Here is a 24,818-nt window from a genome sequence, read left to right on the forward strand (position 1 = left end):
CAGTTCCGCGACTCCGCGGCTCCGCGACTGTCCGCGGCCGCCGAGCGAACCCCTGCAGGGGGTATCGCGATCTATCGTGTTTCGGTACGCTGCTGCCGTGGACCTTCAGAAGCAGACCGCACCCGCTGCCGCCACCGAGCTACGCGCGTCCGACGCCGATCGCGACCGGATCGCCGACATCCTGCGCGAGGCCCTGGCCGAGGGCCGCCTCACCGCCGACGAGCACGCCGAGCGCGTCGAGGGCGTGCTGGCCGCCAAGACGGTCGGCGAACTGGACGTCTTCATACGGGACCTGCCCGCCGCCCACCAGCGCCGCGCCCCCCACATCCCGGCCGCAGGCCGCCCCGCCCCGGTCGCGATCCCGGCCGACCCCGACGAGAACGTGGTCGCGGTCTTCAGCAGCGCCGTCCGCCGGGGCCGCTGGCGCGCGGGCCGCCGTATCCATGCGTACGCGATCTTCGGCAGTGTGGAGATAGACCTCAGCGAGGCGCTCTTCGAGTATCAGCAGGTCGTGATCAGAGCGATCTCGTTCTGCGGCAGCGTCGACGTCCGCGTTCCGGAGAACGTCTCGCTGCGCGGCACCGGCGGCGGTGTGCTCGGCAGCTTCGAGGTGGACCACCTGGACGCGGAGGACCCCGAGGCGCCGGTCGTCCAGGTCGACGGCTGGGCCGTGCTCGGCAGCATCGACGGCCGGCCGAAGCGGGGCAAACTCGTCGCGGACATTCTCGACCGTGTTCAGCGCGGCGTCGACAAGAGCACCAGGAGTTTGCGCAAGCATTTGGATCGTTGACGGTTGTGAATCGAACCGATTCCTCTCCGCCTCCAGGGCTCTCCCGGCTGCCGCGCGACGGCGCGCAGGACCCCCCGAAATCCAGCGGTTCGGAACTGACTGCATAGGCACGCGCACAGCGGGTAGACCTTGCTGCATCGTCTCTCGCTCGCGAAGCCGTCGTCAGGAGTAGACCGTGCTGCAACCGCCGCATTCGTCCCTGCAGGTAGCTGCCGTTCCGGCCCAGCGGGTGCCAGTGCGAGACAGGGACCAAGACGCCCCGTGGCACACCGAGGCCGTGTGCCGCCGCGACGAGGCCGGCCTGTTCTTCGCCCCGTCCAAGGAGCCCACCGCGGCCCGCCTCTCCCGCGAGGAGGCGGCCAAGCGAGTCTGTGCCCGCTGCCCGGTCATGGTCGAGTGTCGCGAACACGCCCTCCTCCAGCCCGAGCCCTACGGCGTCTGGGGCGGCCTCACCGCGGCGGAGCGCCGAGTGGTCCTGGCCAGGCGCCGCCGCCGCGAAATGGAACTGAAGAAGGCGGCGAGGACGGCGAACCGGATAGCGCAGGCGGGCTGAGAAGCAAAAAAACAAGGCGCCCCCTCCGCACCGGGGGCGCCTTATTGGCTGCGCATTTCAGTCAGGGGCGCGGGTGACCCCCCAGGGGCGCGGGGAACTGCGCGACAAACCACGACGCATCCGCAGCCGCCGAAAACCCGCAGTCCCCCAGCCGATAGGCGCTATTTCACTTCGCCCTGTCGAAGTCGATCGCGCTGTAAGCCCGCAGCTTGCTCAGTCGATGCTCGGAATCGATCCGCCGCACCGTCCCCGACTTCGACCGCATCACGATCGAGTCGGTCGTGGCGGTCTCCGACCGGTACCGCACACCCCGCAGCAACTCACCATCGGTGATCCCGGTCGCGACGAAGAACACGTTGTCCCCGGCGACCAGGTCATCGGTCATCAGTACCCGGTCCAGGTCGTGCCCGGCGTCGATCGCCCGCTGCCGCTCCTCGTCGTCCTTGGGCCACAGTTTGCCCTGGATGGTCCCGCCGAGGCACTTCACGGCACACGCCGAGATGATCCCCTCCGGCGTACCGCCGATACCCAGCAGCATGTCGACGCCGGTGCCCTCACGCAGCGCGTAGATCGACCCCGCGACATCTCCGTCGGAGATCAGCTTGATGCGCGCACCCGCGTCCCGGATCTCCTTGATGATGCCCTCGTGCCGGGGCCGGTCGAGGATGACGACGGTGACGTCCTCGGGCGTCGACCGCTTCGCCTTCGCGACCCGGCGGATGTTCACTTCCACGGGAGCGTTGATGTCGACGAAGTCGGCGGCCTCGGGACCGGTGACCAGCTTGTCCATGTAGAAGACGGCCGACGGGTCGAACATGGACCCCCGGTCGGCGGCCGCCAGCACGGAGATGGCGTTCGGCATGCCCTTCGCGGTCAGGGTGGTCCCGTCGATCGGATCGACGGCGATGTCGCACTCGGGACCGGTCCCGTCGCCGACCCGCTCCCCGTTGAAGAGCATCGGTGCTTCGTCCTTCTCGCCCTCACCGATGACGACGACGCCGTTCATCGACACGGTGTGGACGAGGGTCCGCATGGCGCGCACCGCGGCACCGTCGGCGCCGTTCTTGTCGCCGCGCCCGACCCAGCGGCCCGCGGCCATCGCCGCGGCTTCGGTCACGCGGACCAGCTCCAGGGCGAGGTTGCGGTCGGGGGCTTCGCTGGGTACCTCGAGCTCGGTCGGCAGATGATGATGATTCTCGGTCATCGGAGCGCACCTTTCTGATACGACGACGGCCGGATGAGGGTGACGGCCCTGACTCTATCCCCGGGTGGGCAGAATGAGCAGGGGGCCCCACGGATGAGCAGGCCGGGGCACCTGCGACGATAGGGGGCGTGGCAGGTTCGAACGGCAAGCAGAAGTCGGTCCGGAACATGGTCCTCTCCCTCGGGGTGACCGTGCTCGCGGCAGGGGTCATCTATCTCTTCGTTCCCCATGAGGAGGGCGACCCCGACCTCCCGCGCGTCGACTACCGCGTGGAGCTGCTGACGGCCCGCCGTGCGGCGTCCTATCCGGTGGCCGCGCCGCAGGGCCTGCCCGACTCCTGGAAGGCGACCTCCGTCCGCTTCCAGGGTGACGAGTTCGACGCCTGGCATCTCGGCTTCCACACCCCCGACGGGGAGTACGTCCAGATCGAGCAGTCGACTCAGAAGCCGTCGATGTTCCTGGAGGAGGCCACCCAGGGCGCGCGGGAGACCAAGGTCACCCAGAAGATCGGCGACCGGACGTGGACGCGGTACACGGGCGGCCGATACGACGCGCTCGTGTACCGGGAGAAGGGCGCGACGACCGTCGTGGCGGGCACGGGGTCGTTCGAGCAGCTGACGCGGCTGGCGTCGGCGCTGAGGACGGCGTGACCGCGGGCGCGGTGACCGCAGGGACAGCGGCCGCAGGGACGGCGACCGCGAAGACATGACGAAGGCCCCCGGGTTTGCCGCCGGGGGCCTTCGCTGTGCGCGGGGTCCGTCAGACCGTGGTGACGACCTGGTCGAACTCCAGGCGCGGGGAGCGCGGGTACCAGGCGTCGGGGCCCGGCTTGCCGATGTTGACGACCATCAGCGGGGTGTGGTCGTCGTCCAGGAACTCCTTGCGGACGCCCTCGAAGTCGAAGCCGGTCATGGGGCCGGCGGCCAGCCCGGCGGCCCGGACGCCGACGATGAAGTACGCGGCCTGGAGGGCGGCGTTCATGCCGGCGGCGTTCTCACGGGCCGCGCGCTCGCTGAAGAAGACGTCCTTCGCCTGCGGGAAGGCCGGGAAGAGGTGCGGCAGCTCCTCGTGGAACTCGTTGTCCGCGGAGAGGATCGCGACCAGCGGGGCGGTGGCGGTCTTGGCCTGGTTGCCCTCGGCCATGTGCTGCACGAGGCGCTCACGGGCCTCGGCGGAGCGCACCAGGGTGATGCGCAGGGGGGTCTGGTTGAAGGCGGTGGGGCCGTACTTGACCAGGTCGTAGATCGCCTGGACCTGCTCCTCGGTCACCGGCTCGTCGGTGAAGGTGTTCGCGGTGCGGGCCTCGCGGAACAGCAGGTCCTGGGCGGCGGGGTCAAGGACGAGAGACATGCGTGAACCTTCTCGGGTTGGCGTCGTGCGCGTAAACGGACCGGGGACCGGTTTCGCTGTCGACGGTACGCAAGTCAAGTTCAAGTTTCAACAAATGACGGGCTCTGGTGATCCTCTTCACAGTGCCGCCCCGCATCTGCGACACCCGTCGCCGCCCTCGCGCTACGACCGGCCCTCGCCCGCACCGTCTCCCTGCTCCGCCTCGGCCTCGGCCTCCTCGGCGAGCGCCGCGTCCAGGCGTGCCCGCGCACCCTCCAGCCAGCGCCGGCACACCTTGGCCAGCTCCTCGCCCCGCTCCCACAGCGCCAGGGACTCCTCCAGCGTCGTACCGCCCGCCTCCAGCCGCCGTACGACCTCGATCAGCTCGTCGCGGGCCTGCTCGTAGCCCAGTGCCTCTTCCACCTTGCCGGTCATTCGCCCACCCTATGCATCGGCCTGTGCGTCGACGCGTGCGTCGACGCGTACGGAGAACTCACCCTCGGCGACCCGCGCCCGCAGCGCCTCGTCCGCCGTCACCTCGCCCGGGTCGCGCACCACGTGCCCGTCGGACTTCTGCAGCACCGCATACCCCCGCTTCAGGGTCGCCGCGGGCGAGAGTGCCACCACGCGCGCGTGCGTGTGCGTCAGCTCCGACTCGGCCCGGTCGAGGTGGTGGCCCAGGCAGCGGCGCCCGCGGTCGAGGAGCGAGGCCACGTGATCGGCCCGCTCGTCGATCATCCGGTGCGGATCCTCTATCGAGGGCCGCGCGAGGGCGTGGGCGAGCCCGCGCTCCTCCCGCTCGATGAAGGCCTCGACGCATCGCCGGGCGCGGTCGCGCAGCAGCCGTACCCGCTCGTACTCCTCGCCGACGTCCGGTACGACCTTCTTGGCGGCGTCCGTGGGGGTCGAGGCGCGCAGATCGGCGACGTGGTCGAGCAGCGGATTGTCCGGCTCGTGCCCGATCGCGGACACGACGGGCGTACGGCACGCGGCGACGGCCCGGACCAGCTGCTCGTCGGAGAAGGGCAGCAGGTCCTCGACGCTCCCGCCGCCACGGGCGACGATGATGACATCCACGTCGTCGATCTCGTCGAGCTCTTTGACCGCCTGCACGACCTGCGGTACGGCGTGCACGCCCTGCACGGGGACGTTGCGCACCTCGAAGCGGACGGCGGGCCAGCGGTGCCGGGCGTTCTCCAGCACGTCCCGCTCGGCGGCGGAGGCCCGTCCGCAGACGAGGCCGATCAGCTGGGGGAGGAAGGGCAGCGGCTTCTTCCGCTCCGCCGCGAAGAGCCCCTCCGCGGCGAGGGCCTTCTTCAGCATCTCCAGCCGGGCGAGCAGCTCACCGACGCCGACGGGCCTTATCTCGGCGGCGCGCAGGGAGAGCTGGCCGCGCGGGGCGTACCACTCGGGCTTGGCGAGCACGACGACCCGGGCGCCCTCGCTCACCACGTCGGCCACGGCGTCGAACACCTGCCGGTACGCCGTCACGCTCACGGAGATGTCGTACGACGGATCGCGCAGCGTCAGAAACACCACGCCGGCGCCCGGCCGCCGCGACAACTGAGTGATCTGTCCCTCGACCCAGATCGCCCCGAGCCGGTCGATCCACCCCCCGATGAGCCGCGACACCTCACCGACGGGCAGGGGCGATTCGGGCGACGTGTTCACAGCCATGCGCCGAGCGTAACGGCCCCCACCGACAGCACACGGCCAAGCGCCGCTGCCCCGTCGCCACGTCCGCCCCCGTCGTTTCCCACCCCTCACAACTCGCCGTCAGTCTCCCCACCACCCCGTCACCCACGCGATCTCCGACCCCCGGACGCACCCTTACGATGGGGTGCATGACTGCTTCGCCTGGCCGCCGTGTCCTCCTCGCCGCGCCCCGTGGCTACTGCGCGGGCGTGGACCGCGCCGTGATCGCCGTCGAGAAAGCCCTGGAGCAGTACGGCGCTCCGGTGTACGTCCGGCACGAGATCGTCCACAACAAGTACGTCGTGCAGACCCTGGAGAAGAAGGGCGCCATCTTCGTCGAGCAGACGGAGGAGGTCCCGCCGGGCAACATCGTCATGTTCTCGGCGCACGGCGTCGCCCCGACCGTCCACGAAGAAGCCGAGCGCGGCAAGCTGGCCACCATCGACGCCACCTGCCCGCTGGTCACCAAGGTCCACAAGGAAGCCGTCCGCTTCGCCAACGAGGACTACGACATCCTCCTGATCGGGCACGAGGGCCACGAAGAGGTCATCGGCACGTCCGGCGAGGCCCCCGACCACATCCAGCTCGTCGACGGCCCGAAGGACGTCGCCAAGGTCGAGGTCCGCGACCCGTCGAAGGTCGTCTGGCTGTCGCAGACCACCCTCTCCGTCGACGAGACGATGGAGACCGTCGACGCCCTGAAGGAGAAGTTCCCCCGGCTGATCTCCCCGCCGAGCGACGACATCTGCTACGCCACGCAGAACCGCCAGCTCGCGGTGAAGCAGATGGGCGCCGAGGCCGAGCTGGTCATCGTCGTCGGCTCCCGCAACTCCTCCAACTCCAAGCGCCTCGTCGAGGTCGCCAAGCTGGCCGGCGCGCGCGAGGCCTACCTCGTGGACTTCGCGAGCGAGATCGACGAGGCCTGGCTGGAGGGCGTGACGACGGTGGGCGTCACCTCCGGCGCTTCCGTCCCGGAGGTCCTCGTGGAGGAGGTCCTGGAGTGGCTCGCCCAGCGCGGCTACGGCGACGTCGAACTCGTCAAGGCGGCCGAGGAGTCCATCACCTTCTCCCTGCCGAAGGAACTGCGCCGGGACCTGCGCGAGGAGGCGGCGGCGCTGATCGCCGAGCGCACCGGCTCCGGCGACTGAGTCCTCGCGACTGCCGGTCCTCGCCGTCGTGACTGTCAGTCCACCGTCGTAACGTAGGGCCATGCAGATCTTCGGCGTGGACATCGGTGGATCCGGGATCAAGGGCGCCCCGGTGGACCTGGACAAGGGCGACCTCGCTCAGGAGCGCTTCAAGGTGCTCACTCCGCACCCGGCCACGCCCGACGGGGTGGCCGACGGCGTGCAGCAGGTCGTCGAGCACTACGGCTGGGCGGGGCCGGTCGGGCTCACCTTCCCCGGCGTCGTCACCGACGGATCCACGATCCGTACGGCGGCGAACGTCGACAAGAGCTGGATCGACACCGACGCGCGCGCGTTGTTCAGCGAGCGCCTCGGCGGCCTGCCGGTGACGGTGGTCAACGACGCGGACGCGGCCGGCGTCGCCGAGATGCACTTCGGCGCGGGCCGCGACCGCCGCGGCACCGTGATCCTCCTCACGTTCGGCACGGGCATCGGCAGCGCGCTGTTCCTCGACGGCGCCCTGGTCCCCAACACCGAGCTGGGCCACCTCGAACTCCACGGCCACGACGCCGAGAAGCGCGCCTCCAGCAAGGCCAAGGAGGACGAGGAACTGACGTGGGAGCACTGGGCCCACCGCGTCCAGAAGTACCTCGCCCACGTCGAGATGCTGTTCTCTCCGGAGCTGTTCATCATCGGCGGCGGGGTGAGCCGGAAGTCCCACAAGTTCCTGCACCACATCCAGGGCATCAAGGCGGAGATCGTCCCGGCCCAGCTGCAGAACAACGCGGGGATCGTGGGGGCGGCGATGCGGGCGGCGGAGACGGGCCGTTAGGGCCTGTCGGCGGATCAGGCGCCCGCGCGGCGGATCAGGCGGCCTGTCCGGCGGTCACAGCGACCGGCGGCGGGCCGCTGCCCTGCGGGCCAGCACGCGGACCTTTCGCACGGTCACGATGAGACCGGCGAGCAGCGTCCCCCCGTACAGCCACCCGGCCTGCATGGCGAGGGCGGTGAAGAGCTCCATCAGGTGACCGCCGATTCCCCCGCCGTTGTCCGCCACCGGAACCAGCCCCACGGCGAACGCGATGGGCAGGACCACCGGCGCGGTCAGCAGGTCGCCCCTGCGCACCCACACCGCGGTCAGCACACACACCGGCAGGAACAGCACGCTGTACACCGTGAGGGACGCGCCGAACAGCAGCGCGTCGAGGTAGCCGAGCAGGATCATCACGGCACCGCAGAACAGACCGCAGCCCAGGCCGGTGAGCCGGGGGTTGGGGAACCGGGGCGCCGCCTGCGGTGGCGGGGGCGGTCCGGGGCGCCGTACGGCTGCTGCCGCCGCGGCCGCTCCCGGGCGGCGCTGGGCGACGGGTCGGGTGGAGCGGACGGGCCCGTCGGGCCGGGCGGGGCGGGCGGTCCGTGCGGGCCGGCCGGTTCGGGCGGACCGAGCGGGACCGCTCCCTTCGCCCGCGAACCCCCCTTCCCCCCTCATCGATCTGTCCCCACCCCGCGCCATACGACCCTCACCCCGCCCGAATCCGCCCTCACCCCGCGCCGCCTGCGGCGGCAACGGCGGTGACGTGCCGCGCCGCGATCCGTACCTGTCCGCCCGCGCCCTGTGTTGTTCCACTGGACCAACTTAGGTCGGCTTATGTGCCGAATCGGCCCTCAGACACGCCCGGGGGGCGGACCTTGGCCAGGTGTTCGGTACGACGCCGGGGCGGGGCCCGGCACGCCGTAGACTGGTGGATCGGCCCGTGCATCTGCGTCGAAGATCGATCTGTATCGAAGATCGAAGAAGGACCGGGCCCCAGCCCAGCCCCTGAAGTCCTCTCACGTACGGGAAGTCGCAACGTGTCGCTCACGATCGGAATCGTCGGTCTGCCGAATGTCGGCAAGTCGACCCTGTTCAACGCCCTGACCAAGAACGACGTGCTGGCGGCCAACTACCCGTTCGCCACGATCGAGCCGAACGTCGGCGTCGTGGGCGTCCCGGACGCGCGCCTGACCAAGTTGGCCGAGATCTTCGGTTCCCAGAGGATCCTCCCGGCGACCGTCGACTTCGTCGACATCGCGGGCATTGTGCGCGGTGCGAGCGAGGGCGAGGGCCTGGGCAACAAGTTCCTCGCGAACATCCGTGAGTCCGACGCCATCTGCCAGGTCATCCGCGCCTTCAAGGACGAGAACGTCGTCCACGTCGACGGCAAGGTCTCGCCGAAGGACGACATCGAGACGATCAACACCGAGCTGATCCTCGCCGACCTCCAGACCATCGAGAAGGTCCTGCCGCGCCTCCAGAAGGAGTCGCGGATCAAGAAGGACGTCGCACCCAAGGTCAAGGCGGTCGAGGAGGCCAAGGAGATCCTGGAGAAGGGCGACACGCTCTTCGCGCACGGCATCGTCCAGGGCACCGAGCGCAACGAGCTCCTGCACGACCTGCACCTCCTCACCACCAAGCCCTTCCTCTACGTCTTCAACGTCGACGAGGACGAACTGATCGACGAGGACTTCAAGAACGAGCAGCGCGCCCTGGTCGCCCCCGCCGAAGCGATCTTCCTCAACGCCAAGCTGGAGGCGGACCTCGCCGAGCTCGACGAGGCGGACGCGATGGAGCTGCTGGAATCGGTCGGCGCCGAGGAGCCCGGCCTCGCCACCCTTGCCCGCGTCGGCTTCAACACCCTCGGCCTGCAGACCTACCTCACGGCCGGCCCCAAGGAATCCCGCGCCTGGACCATCAAGAAGGGCGCCACCGCCCCCGAGGCCGCCGGTGTCATCCACACCGACTTCCAGAAGGGCTTCATCAAGGCCGAGGTCATCTCCTTCGCCGACCTGGTGGAGACCGGCTCGGTCGCGGAGGCCCGCGCGAAGGGGAAGGCGCGCATGGAGGGCAAGGACTACGTGATGCAGGACGGGGACGTCGTGGAGTTCCGCTTCAACGTCTAGGTCAGAAGGGGTCCGGCTCATCGGGGGCGGGCCCCTTGGCTGTCCGGCCTTGTACGGGGGCATGTTGCTAACATCGCTGTTACTAACAGTGGTGTTAGTTTTTTGTCTCCTGTCGGGTATCGGTGAAGGGCGGCAGTCATGGTCGAGTTCGTCGGTCGCCGGCCGGAGCTGGCGACGCTGGAGCGTGAGCTGCACAAGGTCGCCGCGGGGGTCGGCGGGGAGCGGCCGGGCCGGTGCGTGATGCTGCGTGGGCGGCGACGGGTGGGCAAGTCGCGGCTGGTCGAGCGGTTCGTCGAGCGTTCCGGGGCGCCGTTCTTGTTCTACGCGGCCACCGGTGCGTCCGCCGGGGACGATCTGGCGCGGCTGGCCCGGGACGCCCGGGTCTCGACGCTTCCGCTGGCACAGCTGGTGGCCGCCGCGCGGCCGGAGAGCTGGGATGCCGCGTTCGATGTCCTGGCCGCGGCGCTCCCCGCCGACCGGGCGAGCGTGCTGGTCATCGACGAGGTGCCGTATCTGATGGATGCCGACGGCGCCTTCGAGGGGATGCTGCAGCGGGCCTGGGACCGGGTGCTGGAGACCAAGCCCGTCCTGCTCGTCCTCATCGGCTCGGACCTGTCGATGATGGAGGCGCTGAACAGCTACGGACGTCCCTTCCACCAGCGCGGTCGGGAGATGGTGCTCGGGCCGCTGAACCCGGCCGAGGTGGGGCGGATGCTGGGGCTGGACGCGGCGGAGGCCTTCGATGCCGCGCTGGTCACCGGCGGGCTGCCGCTGATCTGCGCGGAGTGGCCGCACGGCGCGGGCCTGTGGGACTTCCTCGGCGAGGCGCTGAACGACCCGGTCTCGGCCCTGCTGGTGTCGGCCGAACGCTCGCTGGCCGCGGAGTTCCCGCCGCAGGCCCAGGCCCGTACGGTGCTGGCGGCGATCGGCAGTGGCGAGCGGACCTTCACCAACATCGCCCGCGCGGCCGGCGGGATCGCGGCCACCCCGCTGCAGCGGGCGCTGGAACTGCTCACGGAGAAGAGGATCATCGCCGCCGAACTCCCCGTGTCCCCGCGGCCGTCGAAGGACCGCCGCTACCGGGTGGCCGATCCCTACCTGCGGTTCTGGCTGCACCTTCTCGGCCCCTCCATGGAGGAGATCGAGCGGGGACGGGGCGATCTGACCCTGGCGCGGATCCGGGAGAACTGGACCAGCTGGCGCGGGCGGGCCGTCGAGCCGCTCGTCCGCGAGGCGCTCGCCCGGACGCTGCCCGACGACCGGCTGCCCGCGGCACCCGCGGTGGGCGGCTACTGGACGCGCACCAACGACGTGGAGATCGACATCGTCGGCGCGGACCGCGCCCCCGTCGCCAAGGAGCTGCTCTTCGTCGGCTCCGTCAAGTGGCTGGAGCGGTCCCCCTTCGACCGGCACGACCTGGCAGCCCTCCACCGCCACCGGGCTGCTCTCACCGCCGAGCCCCTCCCGGTCGTGGCGGTCTCACGCAGCGGTGTCGACTGCCCTGGACTCGATGCCGCCTACGGCCCCGGCGATCTGCTGAGCGCTTGGCCGCTGTGAGCGGCGGCATGCGTCGGCGTCCCAGGGCCGGTTCGGCGCTCGGGCGTGAAGGTGAAGTCGCTGGAGAGCCTGCCGCTCAGCCGGACCGCCGACACGAGCTTCCCGTCCGTGAGCAGTCTTTCCACCGCGGCCCGTGAAAGACCGCAGCCCTCAGCGATCAGCCGCACCGGCCGGACAGGGATCGGCGCCGCGAAGCGGACCGAGACGTCGATCACCTCCCGGCCCAGGTGATCCGATCCGCCGGTGTCGAGGCGCCGGGCGCCCGCCCAGTCGAGGGCGATGCGAGGAGCCGGGCGTCGATGAGCCTGTGACAACGACGGCGAACGAGAGGCAGGCAGACAGGTTCGACCATCAGCGGTTTTCGGCGCGACAACTTGCCGGTCCACGCCGGGAGATGAGGAACTCGGTCCCCCTGCTATGGTGCGCCGATGCCATCGATCAAGCAGTTCCAAGTCACCATCGACTGCGCAGAACCTGCGCGCCTCGCCGGCTTTTGGTGCGAGGTGCTGGGCTATGTCGTACCGCCGGTCCCGGAGGGGTTTGCCACGTGGGAGGACTACCATCGCTCGCTGCCGCCCGAGGACCAGGTCGTCTACTTCGGATGCAGTGATCCCACCGGTGTGGGCCCGCGCCTGCTTTTCCAGCGCGTTCCCGAAGGGAAGGTCGTCAAGAATCGGGTGCATCTCGACGTGCGGGTCGGCACCGGTCTCGTGGGTGACGAGCGCCTCGCCGCTCTGGAGGCCGAATGCGCACGACTGGTCGCGCTCGGTGCGGTACACGTACGAACGCTGCTTGCCGATGAAGAGAACGAGTCCTGCATCCTGATGCAGGACATCGAGGGCAACGAGTTCTGCCTCGACTGAGCCTCCACCGCGCCGGTGCAGCAGGAGACCGCCCTCCTGGCTTGCACCAGGGGTGCCACCGCTGCCACCCCTGCCGCCGGTCGGGGCCCGCGTACCGGCGGTGCTGCCGGGACCGCCGCCGAAGGGCCCATCGCCAGCGCTTCACGAAGCTGCCGGAGCCCCCACTGCTGCTGCCGACACCTCCGGCGCGACACCCGCCCCGCCCAGAGCGAGAAGGGCATTGCCGCCACCCCGCCACCGCCGCCGGCTCTGTTCATCGCACGCCGGTTCATCAAGACCCGCGCCACCTGACAGGGCTGTGCAGCTGCCCCTACGACGGTCAGCCCCGGGACACCAAGGGCGGGACCGAATGTCTGGGCACCGCCGTCTTCCACGCGGCGGACGGGAACCTGGACGACCTGGACCTGTCCGGTGTGGACTTCGCCTTCTACAACCACTTCCCTTCCCACCTGACCTCCGGCAACTGGAAGGTGGGCCTGGTCGTGGACTCCGCCGCGAGCAGCGAGGAGACCGGAGGGGCCGGCACGGGACGCGCCTGAGCCAGGCCGTGTGTCAGTGCGTCACATGCCGTCCATCGACGGCATCGAGTCCTGCAGGCCCGGAAGCAACCAGTCCTGGGACAGGGCGAGTCCGGCCAGGACGAGGAGGACGAGGCCCGCGACACGGGAGAGCGCCGGGCCGCGGGGCCACAGTTTCTCGACGAAGATCAGCACGGCCAGCCCCGCCATGGCCGCCACGTTCATCACACCGAGCGGGATCAGGACGACCATGAGCCCGGCGCAGCAGCCGACGCAGTAGGCGCCGTGATGGGCGCCCACCCTCAGGTCGCGGGCCGGACGCCGGTAGCCGGCGTAGTGCATCAGGTGGCTCATGGGATTGCGGCAGTGGCGCAGGCACACGTTCTTGAGGGGACCGAGCTGATACAGACCCGCGAGCAGGAACGCGGTGAAGCCGATCCAGCGCCCGGCGGTCGGGTGATCGGCCACCAGATCACCGGTGAGGGCGAGGGCCGCGTAGGCGAGCGCCCCGAAGGCGGTCCACATCACCAGGTACCCGCCGACGAACTCGGCGGTGCGCACCGCCCGGGTCCAGCCCGAGGACTGGCGGCCGATCCCCCGTACCCAGGTGATGGCCACCGGCGCCATGGACGGCAGCATCATGGCCGCCATCATCGTCACCCACAGCAGCAGGAACAGCGGCAGGGCCATCCCCATCGTGCCGGGCTCGACCCCCATGTCCCGGGCCTGGCCGATGGTGAGCGCCCACGCGGGAGCGGCGATCAGGACGACGAGGAGCCAGGCGGCCGCGAGATCACGCTTCGGCAGCAGCCCCCCGCCGGCTCCGGTCGGCGCAGGTGACCGGGTGGGCGCGAGCTCGAAGGGCCGGGTGATACGCATCGGCATGGCCTCCCGCGGACACTTCCAGGAGAGCACGCCTCGAACCGCGACGCGACCGGTCGGCGCACACTGGAACTGAGTCCCCGCGATCCCGGGAGCGACCCGGGACATGGGCTCGCACTCCGCACGGGTCTTCGGGCCCGGAAGGAGGGAAGCAAGATGACAGAGCAGGTGACCACCGGAACACGCTGGCATCTGGCCGGCGACTGGTTCGACGTCTGCAAGTGCGCCATACCCTGCCCGTGCACCTTCGCGCAGCCTCCCACTTACGGTGACTGCGAAGGCGTGATGGCCTGGCACATCCGGGAGGGCAACTTCGGCGACGTGAGTCTCGACGATCTCAACGTCCTCATACTCGCCTCCTTCACGGGCAATGTCTGGGCCCGCGAGCACACGGATCCGTATGCCGCGGTCTTCCTCGACGAGCGGGCGGACCAGGGGCAACGCGACGCACTCGGGGCGATCTTCGGCGGCGCGGCCGGCGGCTGGCCCGCGCAGTTCCTTGAGGTCTTCGGCCCTGAGATGCGGGGCATGGACACCGCCTCCATCCAGGTGGAGGTCGACGAGGACCTCGGGACCTGGCGTGCCGAGATTCCCGGACGCGTGGCGGCGAGCGCCGAGGCGCTCACGGGACCGACCACGCCGGAGGGCGTACGGGTGCAGGTGCACGGCGCGCCCGGTGCGGAGGTGGGGCCGGGGCAGGTCGCGACCTGGGGACGGGCCACGACCGACCGTGTCGACGCGTTCGGCTTCTCCTGGGAACGCTCGGGAAAGTCGAGCAAGCACTTCCCCTTCGACTGGAGCGGCCCGGACTGAGCGTCCGGCACAGTGATCGGTGCAGTGAGTGTGCGGAGTGAGTGGCGCAGTGAGCGGGGTCAGCCGCCGCTGACCCTTCGACACGCCTCCGCATAAGCCCGCACCAGCGGCCTGCCCTCGTCCTCCCTGCGCCAGGCCAGCGCGTAACGGCTCGGCGAGAGGCCTCGCACCGGGCGCGTCACCACTCCGCCCAGGGTGATCAGCGGTGCGTTGCCCGTCGCCACCAGGCAGATCCCGAGGCCGGCGACCAGGGATTCGTACGTCTCCTCCGTGCTCGCGATCTCCGCCCCGATGTGCGGCGGCCGGCCTCCCCGCTCCTCCAGCGCCAGCCAGTAGTCGCGCAACGGCCCCGCACTCGCCGGCAGGGCGAGGAACGGCTCGTCGAGCAGGTCCGAGAAGTCGATCTCCGGGCGGGAGGCCAAGGGGTGGGCGTCCGGGAGAGCGACCAGGCGCGGCTCCCGCGCCACCACCGTCCACGCGTAGCGGTCGGCGCCGGGCAGGGGCAGCCAGACGAAGGCCACGTCCGCGTCGCCGTCCGCCAGGCCCGCCGTCGGGTCCTCCCAGCTCACCTGGCGCAGCCGCAGGACCGTGTCCGGGTGCGCGGCGGTGAAGCGGGAGCGGATCGCCGGGAGCAGGCCGCCGCGGCCCGGGCTGGTGCTCATCCCGACCACCAGCGTGCCGCGCGCCGCGACCCGGGCCGCCTCCAGCGCCGCCGCCCCCTGCGACCAGGCGTCCAGCACCCGTCGGGCGTGCGGCAGCAGCGCCGCGCCGGCCTCGGTGAGCGTGACGCCCCGCGGCTCACGGCGGAACAGCTCCACGCCCAACTGCCGCTCCAGCGCGCGTACTTGCTTGCTGAGGGCGGGCTGTGAGACGTAGAGCCGTTCGGCCGCGCGGGTGAAGTGCAGTTCCTCGGCCACCGTCAGGAAATAGCGCAGGTCGCGCACATGAACGTCCATGGGCATAACCATCGGTTATCAGCGTGGGTCTTGGACGCGCAACCGGCAGGGGCAGCAGGCTTGTTCATGCGGGACGACGCGACCGCGACCACATGATGACAAGGAGCTGTCATGAACAAGGTTTGGCTGATCACCGGCGCGAGCAGCGGCTTCGGGCGGGCCATCGCGGAGGCGGCCCTCGCCGAGGGGGACGTGGTGGTGGGGGCGGTACGGCGGCCCGAGGGGCTGGACGATCTCGTGGCCGCCCATCCCGATCAGGTGGAGGCGCTGCGGCTGGACGTCGGCGACACGGGGGCCGCCGAGGCCGCCGTACGGGATGTGATCGCTCGGCACGGACGGATCGACGTGCTGGTCAACAACGCGGGCCGCACCCATGTGGGCGCCTTCGAGGAGACAACCGAGGACGAGCTGCGCAAGCTGTTCGATGTGCATGTCTTCGGGCCCGCCGCCCTCACGCGTGCTGTGCTGCCGCACATGCGTGAGCGGCGGGCCGGAGCCATCGTGCAGATGAGCAGCATGGGCGGGCAGATGTCCTTCGCGGGCTTCTCGGCGTACAGCGCCACCAAGTTCGCGCTGGAGGGCATGTCCGAGGGGCTCGCGGACGAGGTCGCCGAGTTCGGCATCAAGGTGCTGATCGTCGAGCCGGGTTCCTTCCGTACGGCGCTGTTCGAGACCGGGCGGGCGGGGGCCAGCACGGACAGTGGCCTGTATCCCAAGGTGAGCCAGACCCGGGGCTTCGTCTCCGGCGGCGACGGCACCCAGCCCGGGGATCCGGCCAAGGCGGCGGCGGTCATCCTGGCCGCGCTGGAGGACGACCGCACACCGCTGCGGCTGCCGCTCGGCGATGACGGCGTTACGGCGGTTCTCGGCCATCTCGATCAGGTTCGCGAGGATGTCGCCGCGTGGGAGAAGAGCGCGCGGGCGACCGCCTTCGACGAGTGAGGCCGAGCACGGACGGATCTCGCCCCCGCCGCCCCTACCCGTCCCATCCCCAGGGGCGCTGCCCCTTCGACCCCGGTCCCTGGGGGCCTGCGGCCCCCAGACCCCCGCTTCGGCCCTGAAGGGGCCTCGTCCTCAAACTCCCCCAGAGGGGGCACCCCCAGACGGGCTGGATTACGGGGGCCGGCGTCGAGGGGTGGCCGTTCGTGCTCGAACGCCGGACGGGCTGGATTACGCGGGCGGGTAGCGCACAGGTCGGGTTCAGGTCGTCCACGCGGTCAGGAGGGCTGCTGCGCGGCGGGGTGTCGGGCGGTCGGACCGGTCCAGGTGGTCGGCGACGCGCAGGAGTGCTCCGAGCAGGGACGGATCGCGTGCCTGGACGCAGAGCGCCAGCAGCGGATCGAGCTGGTCGCTCCATGCCGCCCGTACGGAGGCGGGGGCGGTCCGGGCGCTCGCGGACACCTCGCGGGCCCAGGCGCGGATCTCGACGGGATCCGCGCACGGCAGGGGCGGGACGCCGCCCACAACGGGGCTCTGCCCTGTACGGCCCTGGCCGCGATGTCTCCGTACGGCCGCGGCGAGCACCGCCGCGGTCGTGGTGTGGTAGCAGGTCCCGAAGAGGTACGCGGCGGCCTTGTCGCCGCTGAGGCCGGCCAGGGCCTCGGGACGGTGCACCGGGCTGGGCAGGGCGCCGTCGGGCCGTGCCGCGCCGGCCAGCACGTTCCAGCCCGCGTGGGTCAGCGGGGTCGTGCCGTGCCCCTCGTCCAGCGCCGCCGTGCACAGCAGCAGCTCGGCCAGGAGGTCCAGGCTGCCGCGGGCGAGGTGCACGCCGAGCAGGACGCGTACGGCCTCCCGCAGCCGGGCCGCCGTCCCGTGCCCGCCGAGCGTGAGGCTGTGGTGGCCGAAGTCGGTGGCGTAGAAGACGACATGGGTGAGGGCGTAGGTCTCGCTCTCGCTGAGCTGGAGGACATCCGGTCCGAGAGCGGCGATGCTCTCGCCGAGCAGCGCGCCGGGCCGGGGCAGCGACGGAGGGGCGCCGAACCCGCCCCGGTCGGCGAAGTAGCGGAGTTCGATGCGATTCAGGGCCGGTTTGTACGGCAGGGCATGACCGCCCGCGTCCGCCGCGAGCAGTGCCTCGCACACCGTGCGCCGCGCGGGCTGGGGCCGGCCGAGCAGCTCCAGCAGGCCGATCAGGTTGAGGTGGTACGGGAAGTACGCGTCGGCGCGGCGCAGCCCGTCGTCGAAGGACGGGTCGGCGGCCACCCGCTCGGCGAGGTCGAGCGCGTCCGTCGCCAGTGGTGCCGCCTTGGACAGGACGCCCGCGCGGTCCAGGACCCGGATCAGGCCGAGGAGTTCCAGGAGGGGACCGGGCCGGAAGGGGCGGCGGGGCAGGAACTGCTCCCAGCGCCCGGGCTCGAACCACTCCAGCTGCGCCTCGATCCAGTGCAGCCCGCCCGCCAGGACCCGCTCCGCCGCCTCGTCCTCACCGAGCCCCACATGACCGGCCGCGTCCGTCCGCGCATGCGGGGGCAACGGAGCCCAGCTCACCGCACCCTGCGAGCCCGCACCCGTGCTCCGGCTCATCGCGCGCTCCGTACCCGCAGCACCGCCAGCACCCCCGCCAGAATCCCTGCGAGCGCCCCCAGATCCACCCACCACGGCAGCAGCCCGCCGCCGCCCAGCAGGGTCTGTCGGGCCAGGTCGACGGCGTACGTCATCGGGTTGGCGTGCATGATCCAGGCCAGCCAGGTGGGGGCGTCCTGGGCGCTGAAGACGGAGCCGGAGAGGAACAGCATCGGGAACATGGCCAGTTGCACGGCGGCCTGGAGGGTCTGCACCCGCTTGATGACGGTGGCGAGGCACAGGCCGATGACGCTGAACACCACCGCGGTGAGCGCGTAGACGCCGACCGCCGCGACGAACCGGCCCGGCGTCGGCTCGATCCCGGTCAGCGGCGAGAAGGCGAGCATCACGACGCTCTGCACGGTCACCAGCCCCGCCCCGGCGGCCACCTTGCCGAGCGGCAGGCAGATCCGCGGCACCGGGGCGACGAGGAGCTCGCGCAGGACGCCGTACTCACGGTCCCAGGCATACGTCTGGCCGGAGGCCACCCCGATCGACACGACCTGGATGGCGATGATCCCCGGGTAGACGTACGCGCTGAACGAGACCGGGCCGACCGAGCCGATCATGCCGTTGAAGCCGACGGCGTAGACAAGGACGAAGAACAGGATCTGCACGCCCTGGCTGACGAGCATCCCCGGCTTCTTGACCTGGCGCAGCAGGTCGCGGTGGGCGATGACGCCGACGGCGCGCAGCGCGACGGTCAGCCGTCCCTCCTCGACGGCGGCGGGGGCGGTGGGAGCGGCGGTTGCGGTCACGGCGTGCTCACCCTCTCCTGTCGGCCGGGGCCCTCCGGTTCGGACGCGGCCGCCAGATAGACGTCGTTCATGGACGGATGGCGGACGGCGACGGTCAGGCCGGGCACGTCGAGGGCGCGGACCACTTCCGCGATGCGGGCCTCCGGGTCGGCGCAGTGCACCGCGACACCGCCGGGCTCGATCAGCGGGTCGAAGCCCGCGGCACGCAACTGGCGGGCGGCGGCCTCGTCGTCCGCACAGCTCACCACGATCCGGGAGGAGTCCAGACTGCTCTTGAGCCCGGCCAGGCCGCCCTGCCGGACGACCCGTCCCTTCTGCAGGATGACGATCTCGTCGGCGTACTCGGCCTCGTCCATGTAATGCGTCGAGTACAGGACGGTGACGCCCAGGCGGTCGCGCAGGCGCAGCAGGTCGGCCCAGACGGTGGCGCGGGCGGCCGGGTCCAGGCCGTTGGTGGGCTCGTCGAGGATGATCAGCCCGGGGCGGTGGAGCAGGGCGCGGGCGATCTCCACCCGTCGCGCCAGGCCGCCGGACAGCTCCTCGACCGGCTGCCGGCGGCGGTCGGTGAGCCCGAAGAGGTCCAGCATGAGGCCGATGCGGGCCCGGGCGTCGGCCCGCTTCATGCCGAACAGCCGCGCGTGGAACCACAGGTTGCGCTCCACGGACAGCTCCTTGTCCAGGGTGCGTTCCTGGAAGACGAGCCCGAGCCGGCGGCGGGCGGCCATGGGGGCCGACAGCACGTCGTGGCCGAAGATGCGGACCGTGCCCGCGTCCGGCCGCGAGGCCGTCGACAACACGCCCAGCAGGGACGACTTGCCGGCGCCGTTGGGGCCGAGGAGCGCGGTGATACGGCCCGGGGGAGAGCTGACGGACACGCCGTCCACGGCGCACACCTTGCCGTAGCGCACGACGAGGTCGGTCAGTTCGAAGGCCGGTGCGGCGGATGCCGCCACGTCTGACACGTCGATTCCCTCCAGCGGTTCAGGCCAGTCCCAGCGTGCGGTCCCACGGCAGCGGTCCCGGGTCCACCGGCAGCAGCGACAGGGCGACGCCGGCCGCGCCTTCGAGCATCCCGGCCGTGTTCACGGCCCGGTGGGGGACCGGTGAGTGCGCGGCGGCCGGGAAGCGCATGAGGTGGCGGAAGCCGAAGGGTGCCTCCTCGTCGGCGCACTGGAGGACCTTCTCCGTCAACCGGGCGCGCCCGGCGAGCAGTTCGGGGTCGTCGGCGGCCTGCGCGACGCGGGCCACGACCCGCAGCAGCCCCGCGTAGCCGTGGCAGACGGTGGCGCCCTCGATCGCCCAGAGCGACTCGTCCCGGCGCAGCGCCGCGCGCAGGGCGTCCACGGCGGCCGTGCGCCACAGCGGCCGGTCCAGGACGGTCCCGGCGTGGAAGAGGGCAGCGGCGACCCCTGGAGCGCCGTAGCACCAGGCGGTGCGGGTGAACAGCTCGCGCGGCCGCTCGGGCGCCAGTTCGTCGTCCCAGCTCACCCGGGCCGGCCAGTAGGCCCCGGCCGGGTCGTGCAGCGTCCAGCCCAGCAGCCAGTCGGCGACGCGGTCCACGGCCTCGACCAGCCCGGGGATTTGGTGTCCGGCCTCGTACGCCGAGCAGAGCACCGTGAGCGGTCCGGCGATGCCGTGCGCCATGCCCAGGTTGAAGTCCCCGCGCGGATACATCCGCCGGTCCCGCTTGCCGAGCTGGAGCTCCGAGGGCACCCACCAGCCGGGGATCTCGTGGCCGTCGATCCGGACGGGCTCGGTGAGCCGCACGAGATGACGGAGGGAACCGGCCAGCGCTGTCTCCACCTCGGGACCGGTCTCGGCGGGGTCGGCCGCCGCGTCCAGCAGCAGCCGGGTCGTCCCCGACACCCCGTTGATCAGGTCGTACGCCGCCCAGTCGACGCCCCTGCCGCCGCTCGCGGCACGGTCGCGGAAGGTGCGCAGCCGGGTCAGCTGGTCCTCGGCGACCCAGGCGGCCAGCTTCCGGCGCAGCGCACCGTAGTGCCCTTCGGGGCCCGCGCAGCTCTGGGCGGCGGCGAGCAGGGCGGCGGGGCCGGAGAACAGACCGCGGCTCGGCGCGGAGTTCATGGCCCGGGCCGCGGCCGCGAGGTGAAGGTGCGCCGTGCGCCGCCAGGCCTCGTCGGTGCGGGCCAGCTCCCCGTACAGCAGGGCGACCCCGGGCAGGCCGTTGGCGAGGGTCATCGGCCCCCACATGACGGAGTCGTAGACGGGGTCGCGGTTGTCGTCACGGGAGGCGACCGCGGCGACCTCCCCGGGGTCGGCGAGCCGGTCGGCGACCAGGGCGACCGCGTCCCGGGTGCTGGGTGTGGTGGTGGTCATGGTGTGTGGCTCCGGCGGTGGGGGTTGTCCTGGACGGCGCCGCCGGCGATGCCGGGTGTGGTCTGCTCGCGGGTGCTGTCGCCGCCGAAGGGGTGGTTGCGGGTCGTGTGCAAGAGGCTGGTGATGGCTCGGCCGTGGGGGGTGTCGGCGGTCTTCCGTGCGGAGTGGGCCGGGCGGTGGGCGGTGTTGCTCGGGGTGTCCGGTGGAGTTTGGGTGGCCGTTTCCGGGGGGTTGGGTGTGGTGGTGGTCATGGCGTGTGGCTCCGGCGGTGGAGGTTGTCCTGGACGGCGCCGCGGGCGATGCCGAGGACGGTCAGCTCGCGGGTGCTCTCGCCGCCGAAGAGGCGGTTGCAGGTCATGTGCAGGAGGCTGCCGACGACCCGGCCCTCGGGGGTGTCGCCGGACTCCCGGACGAGGGCGGCCAGCCGGCGCACGGCCTCGTCGCGGGCGTTCAGCGCGGCCAGGGCCCGGGCTCCCGCGGGGTCGTGGGCGAGGGCGGGCCAGCCTCCGTAGGGGTCGATCAGGCGGCGCCAGTGGGCGGCCCGGGTGCGGAAGGCGGCGGGCAGGTCGCGGCGGGAGCCGGTCATCGAGAGCCACGCCGCCGCCGCGTCGTCCCCGAAGTCCTCGGTGAGCAGGGGGTGCCCGGGCGGCGGAGGGCCGAAGGCGTGGGCCAGCGCGGCGCAGGAGATGACCGCGAGGTCGTCGACGCCGTAGTCGTTCGCCGGGTCCTTGGCCAGGTGCAGCAGGGCCACGGCGGCCTCGCTGTCGTACTGGAACACCCGCTCGGCGAGGCGCTCGGCGGCCGGGCCGCCGTACCGCTCGGTCTCCGGGTCGTACTGCGCGAGTGCGTGGCCGCGCACCAGGCCCTGCCGCTGCCAGCCCGTCAGCAGTTCGCCCACCGCGGGCGCGACCGAACCCCACAGCCGCTCGGGCCGGGCGTCGTGCAGGCGCAGCCGCAGGTGGTGGCCGGCCTCGTCGGTGTAGCGGATGAAGAACCAGCCGTCGCTGCCCTTCTCGCCCGCCAGGCGCACCAGTTCGGGGAGGTGGTCGCGCAGAAGGTCGTCCTGGGCGCGGCTCGATCCGTGCAGCTTGAGGTACAGCCACTCGCCGCCCAGGCCGTGCACGGCACGTTCGGGCTGATGGCGGCCGGCGTACGGCCTCCGCCGGGGCACGCCGGACTCCCGGCGGGTCAGCGGCACGACCAGCTCGACGGTGTGCCCGGCGAGCGGGCTGTCCAGCCACCCCTCGTACTCGCCGGGAACCTCCTGGGCGATCAGATCGGGATGCCGCAGCACCTGGTCGCGCAGCAGCTCGCGGTGCCACACGTCGTCCAGGTCGAGCAGCAGCCGCTGGTCGGTGGTGACGACGAGGACACGGCGCGGCACGTCCCACGCGTCCCGCCACCCGCCGACCGCCCCGTCCCAGTCGGCGCCCCTCGCCTCCCCGGCCCGCTCGCGCAGCTCGTCCAGCCGCCACACGGCGCAGGCCAGCACGAACTCGCCGTACCGCACACGCGGCACGAAGGGCGCGTCGGCCAGCGGCCCCCAGTGCCACGGTTCCCACAGGCGCTGCCCCTCCAGGCCGATCTCCCACAACAGCCGTACCGCGTTGGGTGCTTGGGCCGGGGCGCTGACCATGTTGCCGAGCACGGGCACGATCTCCCGGCCGGTGGGAACGTGGACGGCGGTCAGCCGGTCCAGGGTCGCGCCGATGCCGATGTCCGCCAGGCGCAGCTCCTCCACGCCGGATGCGCCGGATGCGCCGGATACGTCGGACGTGCCGGACGCTCCGGGCAGATCGGGGACGCCGACGGCGATACGGCGGCCGGTCGCCGGGATGGTGTGGGCGAGGTTGGCGGCCCGTCCCGAGCGGGTCCGGAAGGCGAGGTCGACGGCCACGGCGCCCTCGACGTGGACGGGGTTCGCCCTGTGCAGCGCGGCGAACTCCGCCCGCCAGCCGGGGTCGAGGTCGGCGAACCGGGCGAACGTCGACCCGGCCCGGTGCGACCCGGGTGAGGGCGACAGGAAGACCCGGAAGTCCCCGTCGTCCAGCGCCTGGACCGAGGGTGCGACGACCTGCACCGTCACCTCCGCGGAGTTGGGCAGCTCCGCCGGGTCGGCGGTGTCGTGGCACAGCGCGTCGAGGTCCGCGTCACCGATGACGACCTCGCGCCGTCCGCCGCGCTGCGCGGCGGCGACCAGCCGGGCCATGGCGCGGTCCCGGCGGGCGGTGCGCGGAGGATCCGGCGTCGGAACGGGAGGCGTGTCCCCGTTGGGCCAGCCGTAGCCGGCCGGGGCGCCGAGCCCGGTCGACTCGTCGAGGAGTTCGAGGACCGGTACGAGGCGGTCGGCGCCGTAGACGTCGAGGAACCGGCGGTGGTAGTCGCGTAAGGAATACAGCCCCAGCTTGGGGCGGGACAGCCGCCACATCACGCCGGTGGCCCGCTCGACCGACTCCCGCACCGCGTACGGCAGATGGAGGGTGGCGTCGAGACGGGTGTCGATGTGCAGGGGCGTGTCGTCGCTCTCCACGTCCCGTGCCGTCCGCAGCAGCCGCTCCAGCAGGTCGCGCCCGGCGCCGACCGGTGCCGCGTCGTACGTCCGGCGCTCGCGGTCCATCGCCAGCAGCGCGGTGTGGATGCGCCCGGTCTCCTCCGACGGGTCGGCCACCGGCGCCAGCAGGTTCAGTACGTGGTCCAGCGGGTCGCCGCCGTCCAGGGGCGGGCGCAGCCCGGTGATGAGGATCTCCTGCCGCACCAGCTCGGCGACCAGCGCGCCCACGCGATCGAGGGGGGCGCCGGGAAAGGCGGCCGCGGTGCGTGCGACCAGTTCGTCGTACGGCAGCGGGGCCCGGGCCTCGGCCACGGCCCGTTCGACGACGGGGGTCAGCCGCACCGACACGGTGGAGCGTGTCTCGCCGCCCTCGCTGAGCCGTACGCCCTGCGCGGAGGACGCGGTGAGGACCAGCCGGTCGCCGCGGACGACCAGGGCCTGGTGGGCCTGGACGGTGAGCGCGGACAGGACGGCCGGGTCCCGTTCGAGGCGGTGGCCGATCCTGGTCAGCCACTGCATGTCGGCGTGGGTACGGGCCCGGTGGCGGGTGCCCCGCTCCAGCTTGGCGGCGGAGTCGAAGCGGCCGGTGGCCACGCCCGCGAAGAGGCCGAAGGGGGTGGGCCGGGTGCGCATCCGGATGTCGTAGCGCAGCACGGCGAGGGCGGCCCGGCGCAGCTGGCCCGCCTTGATTCCGTCGGTGCCGCGCCCGGTGACGCGGCGGACCATGGCGCTGAGGCTGGGGGAGGCTTGCGCGAGGGCCTCACTCAGCGCGGGGTCCGCGGGGACCGCGCCGATCAGGCCGGCGCAGGCCGTCAGGTCCTGGGGGCCCGCGGCGGGCAGGGGCAGGCCTGCGCTGTGCGGTGCCAGGGGCGCCCGGTACAGGAAGACGTCTCCGGCCTCGAACGGGCTCTGTCGTCCGCTGCCGCGCTCGCGTGCAGATTCCCCCACGATGTCCCTCGCCCCTCTCTGGCCTTCTGCTCTCCTGGCCTTTTCGCCTTTGCGCCTTGTCGGCTTCTCGGCTTTCCGCCTTCTGGCCGGCCGGCGCATGGCCATGGGGGCCGGGGCGCCCCGGCCCCCATGGCGCGCGCTGTTGTCGCTGTCGTCAGCCGTCAGCAGCAGTGGCTGCAGCCGGAGCCGCCGCCTTCGCTGGTGCAGCCCGGGGTGCACCACGAGACGCTGGTGATGGCCGGGCCGGCGACCGACTGCTCGACACCGATCTCCACGTCGAGGTCGAACAGGTCCGTGTCGTTGTACGACACGGCAGGGGTGTTGATGCCCATGCTGAACTCCTTCGCGAGATTCGAACAAACATGCGTGAATCGCGATCCGGACATCACCGAACCATGGCCGTTCGCGGCGGAACAACAGATCTCGGCCGGATTG

At 71.8% G+C, this 24,818-nt stretch carries 25 protein-coding genes and 1 pseudogene; 11 read left to right on the forward strand and 15 right to left on the reverse strand.

Features of this window, described 5'->3' with window-relative positions:
* The first annotated feature begins 97 nt into the window (after positions 1–97).
* Together ACIBU0_RS09840 and ACIBU0_RS09845 are read left to right on the forward strand one after the other, a co-directional pair.
* Entirely contained in the window at positions 98–790 is a 693-nt protein-coding gene (locus tag ACIBU0_RS09840; protein WP_398814395.1) for a DUF1707 domain-containing protein, read from the forward strand.
* A 175-nt stretch (positions 791–965) separates the two neighbouring features.
* On the forward strand, positions 966–1,343 hold the full coding sequence (locus ACIBU0_RS09845) for a WhiB family transcriptional regulator (protein ID WP_398814398.1): 378 nt from the start codon (positions 966–968) through the stop codon (positions 1,341–1,343).
* Between the two features lie 166 nt (positions 1,344–1,509).
* Here the strand turns inward: ACIBU0_RS09845 and glpX are convergent, their stop codons facing one another.
* A complete protein-coding gene (gene glpX / locus ACIBU0_RS09850) occupies positions 1,510–2,547 on the reverse strand; it encodes a class II fructose-bisphosphatase (RefSeq protein WP_398814401.1) in 1,038 nt (345 codons plus the stop codon).
* A gap of 128 nt (positions 2,548–2,675) precedes the next feature.
* Between glpX and ACIBU0_RS09855 the strand changes: the two genes are divergently transcribed.
* Positions 2,676–3,197 carry a DUF4245 domain-containing protein gene (locus tag ACIBU0_RS09855; RefSeq protein ID WP_398814404.1) on the forward strand — a complete coding sequence of 174 codons (522 nt, stop codon included), beginning with the start codon at positions 2,676–2,678 and terminating at the stop codon, positions 3,195–3,197.
* Positions 3,198–3,306: 109 nt separating this feature from the next.
* Here the strand turns inward: ACIBU0_RS09855 and ACIBU0_RS09860 are convergent, their stop codons facing one another.
* From ACIBU0_RS09860 to xseA, 3 genes are all read right to left on the reverse strand, one after another.
* Complete coding sequence (locus ACIBU0_RS09860) at positions 3,307–3,897, reverse strand: malonic semialdehyde reductase (protein ID WP_398814407.1); 591 nt, start codon at positions 3,895–3,897, stop codon at positions 3,307–3,309.
* 162 nt (positions 3,898–4,059) lie between these two features.
* A complete protein-coding gene (locus ACIBU0_RS09865) occupies positions 4,060–4,311 on the reverse strand; it encodes an exodeoxyribonuclease VII small subunit (RefSeq protein WP_398814410.1) in 252 nt (83 codons plus the stop codon).
* 9 nt (positions 4,312–4,320) lie between these two features.
* Entirely contained in the window at positions 4,321–5,553 is a 1,233-nt protein-coding gene (xseA, locus tag ACIBU0_RS09870; RefSeq protein ID WP_398814413.1) for an exodeoxyribonuclease VII large subunit, read from the reverse strand.
* Positions 5,554–5,711: 158 nt separating this feature from the next.
* On the opposite strand from xseA, the gene ACIBU0_RS09875 reads away from it, so the two are divergent.
* Together ACIBU0_RS09875 and ppgK are read left to right on the forward strand one after the other, a co-directional pair.
* Entirely contained in the window at positions 5,712–6,719 is a 1,008-nt protein-coding gene (locus ACIBU0_RS09875; RefSeq protein ID WP_398814416.1) for a 4-hydroxy-3-methylbut-2-enyl diphosphate reductase, read from the forward strand.
* Positions 6,720–6,780: 61 nt separating this feature from the next.
* The gene (ppgK, locus tag ACIBU0_RS09880; RefSeq protein WP_398814419.1) at positions 6,781–7,530 is read left to right on the forward strand and encodes a polyphosphate--glucose phosphotransferase; all 750 of its coding nucleotides are present in this window, start codon (positions 6,781–6,783) and stop codon (positions 7,528–7,530) included.
* Between the two features lie 54 nt (positions 7,531–7,584).
* Here ppgK and ACIBU0_RS09885 read toward each other — a convergent pair whose 3' ends face one another.
* Entirely contained in the window at positions 7,585–8,187 is a 603-nt protein-coding gene (locus tag ACIBU0_RS09885) for a DUF6542 domain-containing protein (protein ID WP_398814421.1), read from the reverse strand.
* Between the two features lie 362 nt (positions 8,188–8,549).
* On the opposite strand from ACIBU0_RS09885, the gene ychF reads away from it, so the two are divergent.
* Both ychF and ACIBU0_RS09895 read left to right on the forward strand, forming a co-directional pair.
* Positions 8,550–9,638, forward strand: a complete 1,089-nt coding sequence (gene ychF / locus ACIBU0_RS09890; RefSeq protein ID WP_398814424.1) for a redox-regulated ATPase YchF — start codon at positions 8,550–8,552, stop codon at positions 9,636–9,638.
* A gap of 138 nt (positions 9,639–9,776) precedes the next feature.
* The gene (locus ACIBU0_RS09895; RefSeq protein ID WP_398814427.1) at positions 9,777–11,195 is read left to right on the forward strand and encodes an ATP-binding protein; all 1,419 of its coding nucleotides are present in this window, start codon (positions 9,777–9,779) and stop codon (positions 11,193–11,195) included.
* A gap of 35 nt (positions 11,196–11,230) precedes the next feature.
* Here the strand turns inward: ACIBU0_RS09895 and ACIBU0_RS09900 are convergent.
* Positions 11,231–11,479: pseudogene (locus ACIBU0_RS09900) on the reverse strand (DUF1062 domain-containing protein); the annotation flags it as partial.
* Between the two features lie 144 nt (positions 11,480–11,623).
* Here ACIBU0_RS09900 and ACIBU0_RS09905 point away from each other — a divergent pair.
* Together ACIBU0_RS09905 and ACIBU0_RS09910 are read left to right on the forward strand one after the other, a co-directional pair.
* Entirely contained in the window at positions 11,624–12,058 is a 435-nt protein-coding gene (locus ACIBU0_RS09905; RefSeq protein ID WP_398814430.1) for a VOC family protein, read from the forward strand.
* 41 nt (positions 12,059–12,099) lie between these two features.
* Positions 12,100–12,597: a DUF1326 domain-containing protein gene (locus ACIBU0_RS09910; RefSeq protein ID WP_398814433.1), complete on the forward strand. Its 498-nt coding sequence runs from the start codon at positions 12,100–12,102 to the stop codon at positions 12,595–12,597.
* 21 nt (positions 12,598–12,618) lie between these two features.
* On the opposite strand, the gene ACIBU0_RS09915 is transcribed toward ACIBU0_RS09910, so the two are convergent.
* On the reverse strand, positions 12,619–13,455 hold the full coding sequence (locus ACIBU0_RS09915) for a DUF2182 domain-containing protein (protein ID WP_398814435.1): 837 nt from the start codon (positions 13,453–13,455) through the stop codon (positions 12,619–12,621).
* Between the two features lie 159 nt (positions 13,456–13,614).
* Between ACIBU0_RS09915 and ACIBU0_RS09920 the strand changes: the two genes are divergently transcribed.
* A complete protein-coding gene (locus ACIBU0_RS09920) occupies positions 13,615–14,271 on the forward strand; it encodes a DUF1326 domain-containing protein (protein ID WP_398814438.1) in 657 nt (218 codons plus the stop codon).
* A 59-nt stretch (positions 14,272–14,330) separates the two neighbouring features.
* On the opposite strand, the gene ACIBU0_RS09925 is transcribed toward ACIBU0_RS09920, so the two are convergent.
* Positions 14,331–15,233: a LysR family transcriptional regulator gene (locus ACIBU0_RS09925; RefSeq protein WP_398814441.1), complete on the reverse strand. Its 903-nt coding sequence runs from the start codon at positions 15,231–15,233 to the stop codon at positions 14,331–14,333.
* Between the two features lie 105 nt (positions 15,234–15,338).
* Here ACIBU0_RS09925 and ACIBU0_RS09930 point away from each other — a divergent pair, with 105 nt between their 5' ends.
* The gene (locus ACIBU0_RS09930; RefSeq protein ID WP_398814443.1) at positions 15,339–16,169 is read left to right on the forward strand and encodes an oxidoreductase; all 831 of its coding nucleotides are present in this window, start codon (positions 15,339–15,341) and stop codon (positions 16,167–16,169) included.
* 258 nt (positions 16,170–16,427) lie between these two features.
* Here the strand turns inward: ACIBU0_RS09930 and ACIBU0_RS09935 are convergent, their stop codons facing one another.
* The 7 genes from ACIBU0_RS09935 to ACIBU0_RS09965 all read right to left on the reverse strand — a co-directional run bounded on the left by ACIBU0_RS09935 (position 16,428) and on the right by ACIBU0_RS09965 (position 24,715).
* Positions 16,428–17,750 carry a DUF6895 family protein gene (locus ACIBU0_RS09935; protein ID WP_398814446.1) on the reverse strand — a complete coding sequence of 441 codons (1,323 nt, stop codon included), beginning with the start codon at positions 17,748–17,750 and terminating at the stop codon, positions 16,428–16,430.
* Positions 17,747–18,547 (reverse strand): ABC transporter permease, encoded by an 801-nt coding sequence (locus tag ACIBU0_RS09940; protein WP_398814449.1) that lies wholly within the window; start codon positions 18,545–18,547, stop codon positions 17,747–17,749. The genes ACIBU0_RS09935 and ACIBU0_RS09940 overlap by 4 nt, the downstream gene beginning before the upstream one ends.
* Positions 18,544–19,509: an ABC transporter ATP-binding protein gene (locus ACIBU0_RS09945; RefSeq protein ID WP_398814452.1), complete on the reverse strand. Its 966-nt coding sequence runs from the start codon at positions 19,507–19,509 to the stop codon at positions 18,544–18,546. Before ACIBU0_RS09945 ends, ACIBU0_RS09940 begins: the two co-directional genes overlap by 4 nt.
* A 19-nt stretch (positions 19,510–19,528) precedes the next feature.
* On the reverse strand, positions 19,529–20,884 hold the full coding sequence (locus ACIBU0_RS09950; protein ID WP_398814454.1) for a lanthionine synthetase C family protein: 1,356 nt from the start codon (positions 20,882–20,884) through the stop codon (positions 19,529–19,531).
* Complete coding sequence (locus ACIBU0_RS09955) at positions 20,881–21,135, reverse strand: hypothetical protein (protein ID WP_398814457.1); 255 nt, start codon at positions 21,133–21,135, stop codon at positions 20,881–20,883. The genes ACIBU0_RS09950 and ACIBU0_RS09955 overlap by 4 nt, the downstream gene beginning before the upstream one ends.
* On the reverse strand, positions 21,132–24,383 hold the full coding sequence (locus tag ACIBU0_RS09960) for a lantibiotic dehydratase (RefSeq protein WP_398814460.1): 3,252 nt from the start codon (positions 24,381–24,383) through the stop codon (positions 21,132–21,134). The genes ACIBU0_RS09955 and ACIBU0_RS09960 overlap by 4 nt, the downstream gene beginning before the upstream one ends.
* 161 nt (positions 24,384–24,544) lie before the next feature.
* Positions 24,545–24,715, reverse strand: a complete 171-nt coding sequence (locus tag ACIBU0_RS09965; RefSeq protein WP_398814462.1) for a gallidermin/nisin family lantibiotic — start codon at positions 24,713–24,715, stop codon at positions 24,545–24,547.
* Positions 24,716–24,818: the final 103 nt, after the last annotated feature.

This window comes from Streptomyces sp. NPDC049627, assembly GCF_044465645.1.
Lineage (GTDB): Bacteria > Actinomycetota > Actinomycetes > Streptomycetales > Streptomycetaceae > Streptomyces.

Excerpts from the sequence above, each read along its gene's own strand:
- ACIBU0_RS09860 (WP_398814407.1), bottom strand. The coding sequence starts at position 3,897 with ATGTCTCTCGTCCTTGACCCCGCCGCCCAGGACCTGCTGTTCCGCGAG.
- ACIBU0_RS09955 (WP_398814457.1), bottom strand. The coding sequence starts at position 21,135 with ATGACCACCACCACACCCAACCCCCCGGAAACGGCCACCCAAACTCCA.
- ACIBU0_RS09875 (WP_398814416.1), top strand. The coding sequence starts at position 5,712 with ATGGGGTGCATGACTGCTTCGCCTGGCCGCCGTGTCCTCCTCGCCGCG.
- ACIBU0_RS09965 (WP_398814462.1), bottom strand. The coding sequence starts at position 24,715 with ATGGGCATCAACACCCCTGCCGTGTCGTACAACGACACGGACCTGTTC.
- ACIBU0_RS09950 (WP_398814454.1), bottom strand. The coding sequence starts at position 20,884 with ATGACCACCACCACACCCAGCACCCGGGACGCGGTCGCCCTGGTCGCC.
- ACIBU0_RS09895 (WP_398814427.1), top strand. The coding sequence starts at position 9,777 with ATGGTCGAGTTCGTCGGTCGCCGGCCGGAGCTGGCGACGCTGGAGCGT.
- ACIBU0_RS09905 (WP_398814430.1), top strand. The coding sequence starts at position 11,624 with ATGCCATCGATCAAGCAGTTCCAAGTCACCATCGACTGCGCAGAACCT.
- ACIBU0_RS09915 (WP_398814435.1), bottom strand. The coding sequence starts at position 13,455 with ATGCGTATCACCCGGCCCTTCGAGCTCGCGCCCACCCGGTCACCTGCG.
- ppgK (WP_398814419.1), top strand. The coding sequence starts at position 6,781 with ATGCAGATCTTCGGCGTGGACATCGGTGGATCCGGGATCAAGGGCGCC.
- ACIBU0_RS09925 (WP_398814441.1), bottom strand. The coding sequence starts at position 15,233 with ATGCCCATGGACGTTCATGTGCGCGACCTGCGCTATTTCCTGACGGTG.
- ACIBU0_RS09885 (WP_398814421.1), bottom strand. The coding sequence starts at position 8,187 with ATGAGGGGGGAAGGGGGGTTCGCGGGCGAAGGGAGCGGTCCCGCTCGG.
- glpX (WP_398814401.1), bottom strand. The coding sequence starts at position 2,547 with ATGACCGAGAATCATCATCATCTGCCGACCGAGCTCGAGGTACCCAGC.
- xseA (WP_398814413.1), bottom strand. The coding sequence starts at position 5,553 with ATGGCTGTGAACACGTCGCCCGAATCGCCCCTGCCCGTCGGTGAGGTG.
- ACIBU0_RS09920 (WP_398814438.1), top strand. The coding sequence starts at position 13,615 with ATGACAGAGCAGGTGACCACCGGAACACGCTGGCATCTGGCCGGCGAC.
- ACIBU0_RS09865 (WP_398814410.1), bottom strand. The coding sequence starts at position 4,311 with ATGACCGGCAAGGTGGAAGAGGCACTGGGCTACGAGCAGGCCCGCGAC.
- ACIBU0_RS09930 (WP_398814443.1), top strand. The coding sequence starts at position 15,339 with ATGAACAAGGTTTGGCTGATCACCGGCGCGAGCAGCGGCTTCGGGCGG.
- ACIBU0_RS09935 (WP_398814446.1), bottom strand. The coding sequence starts at position 17,750 with ATGAGCCGGAGCACGGGTGCGGGCTCGCAGGGTGCGGTGAGCTGGGCT.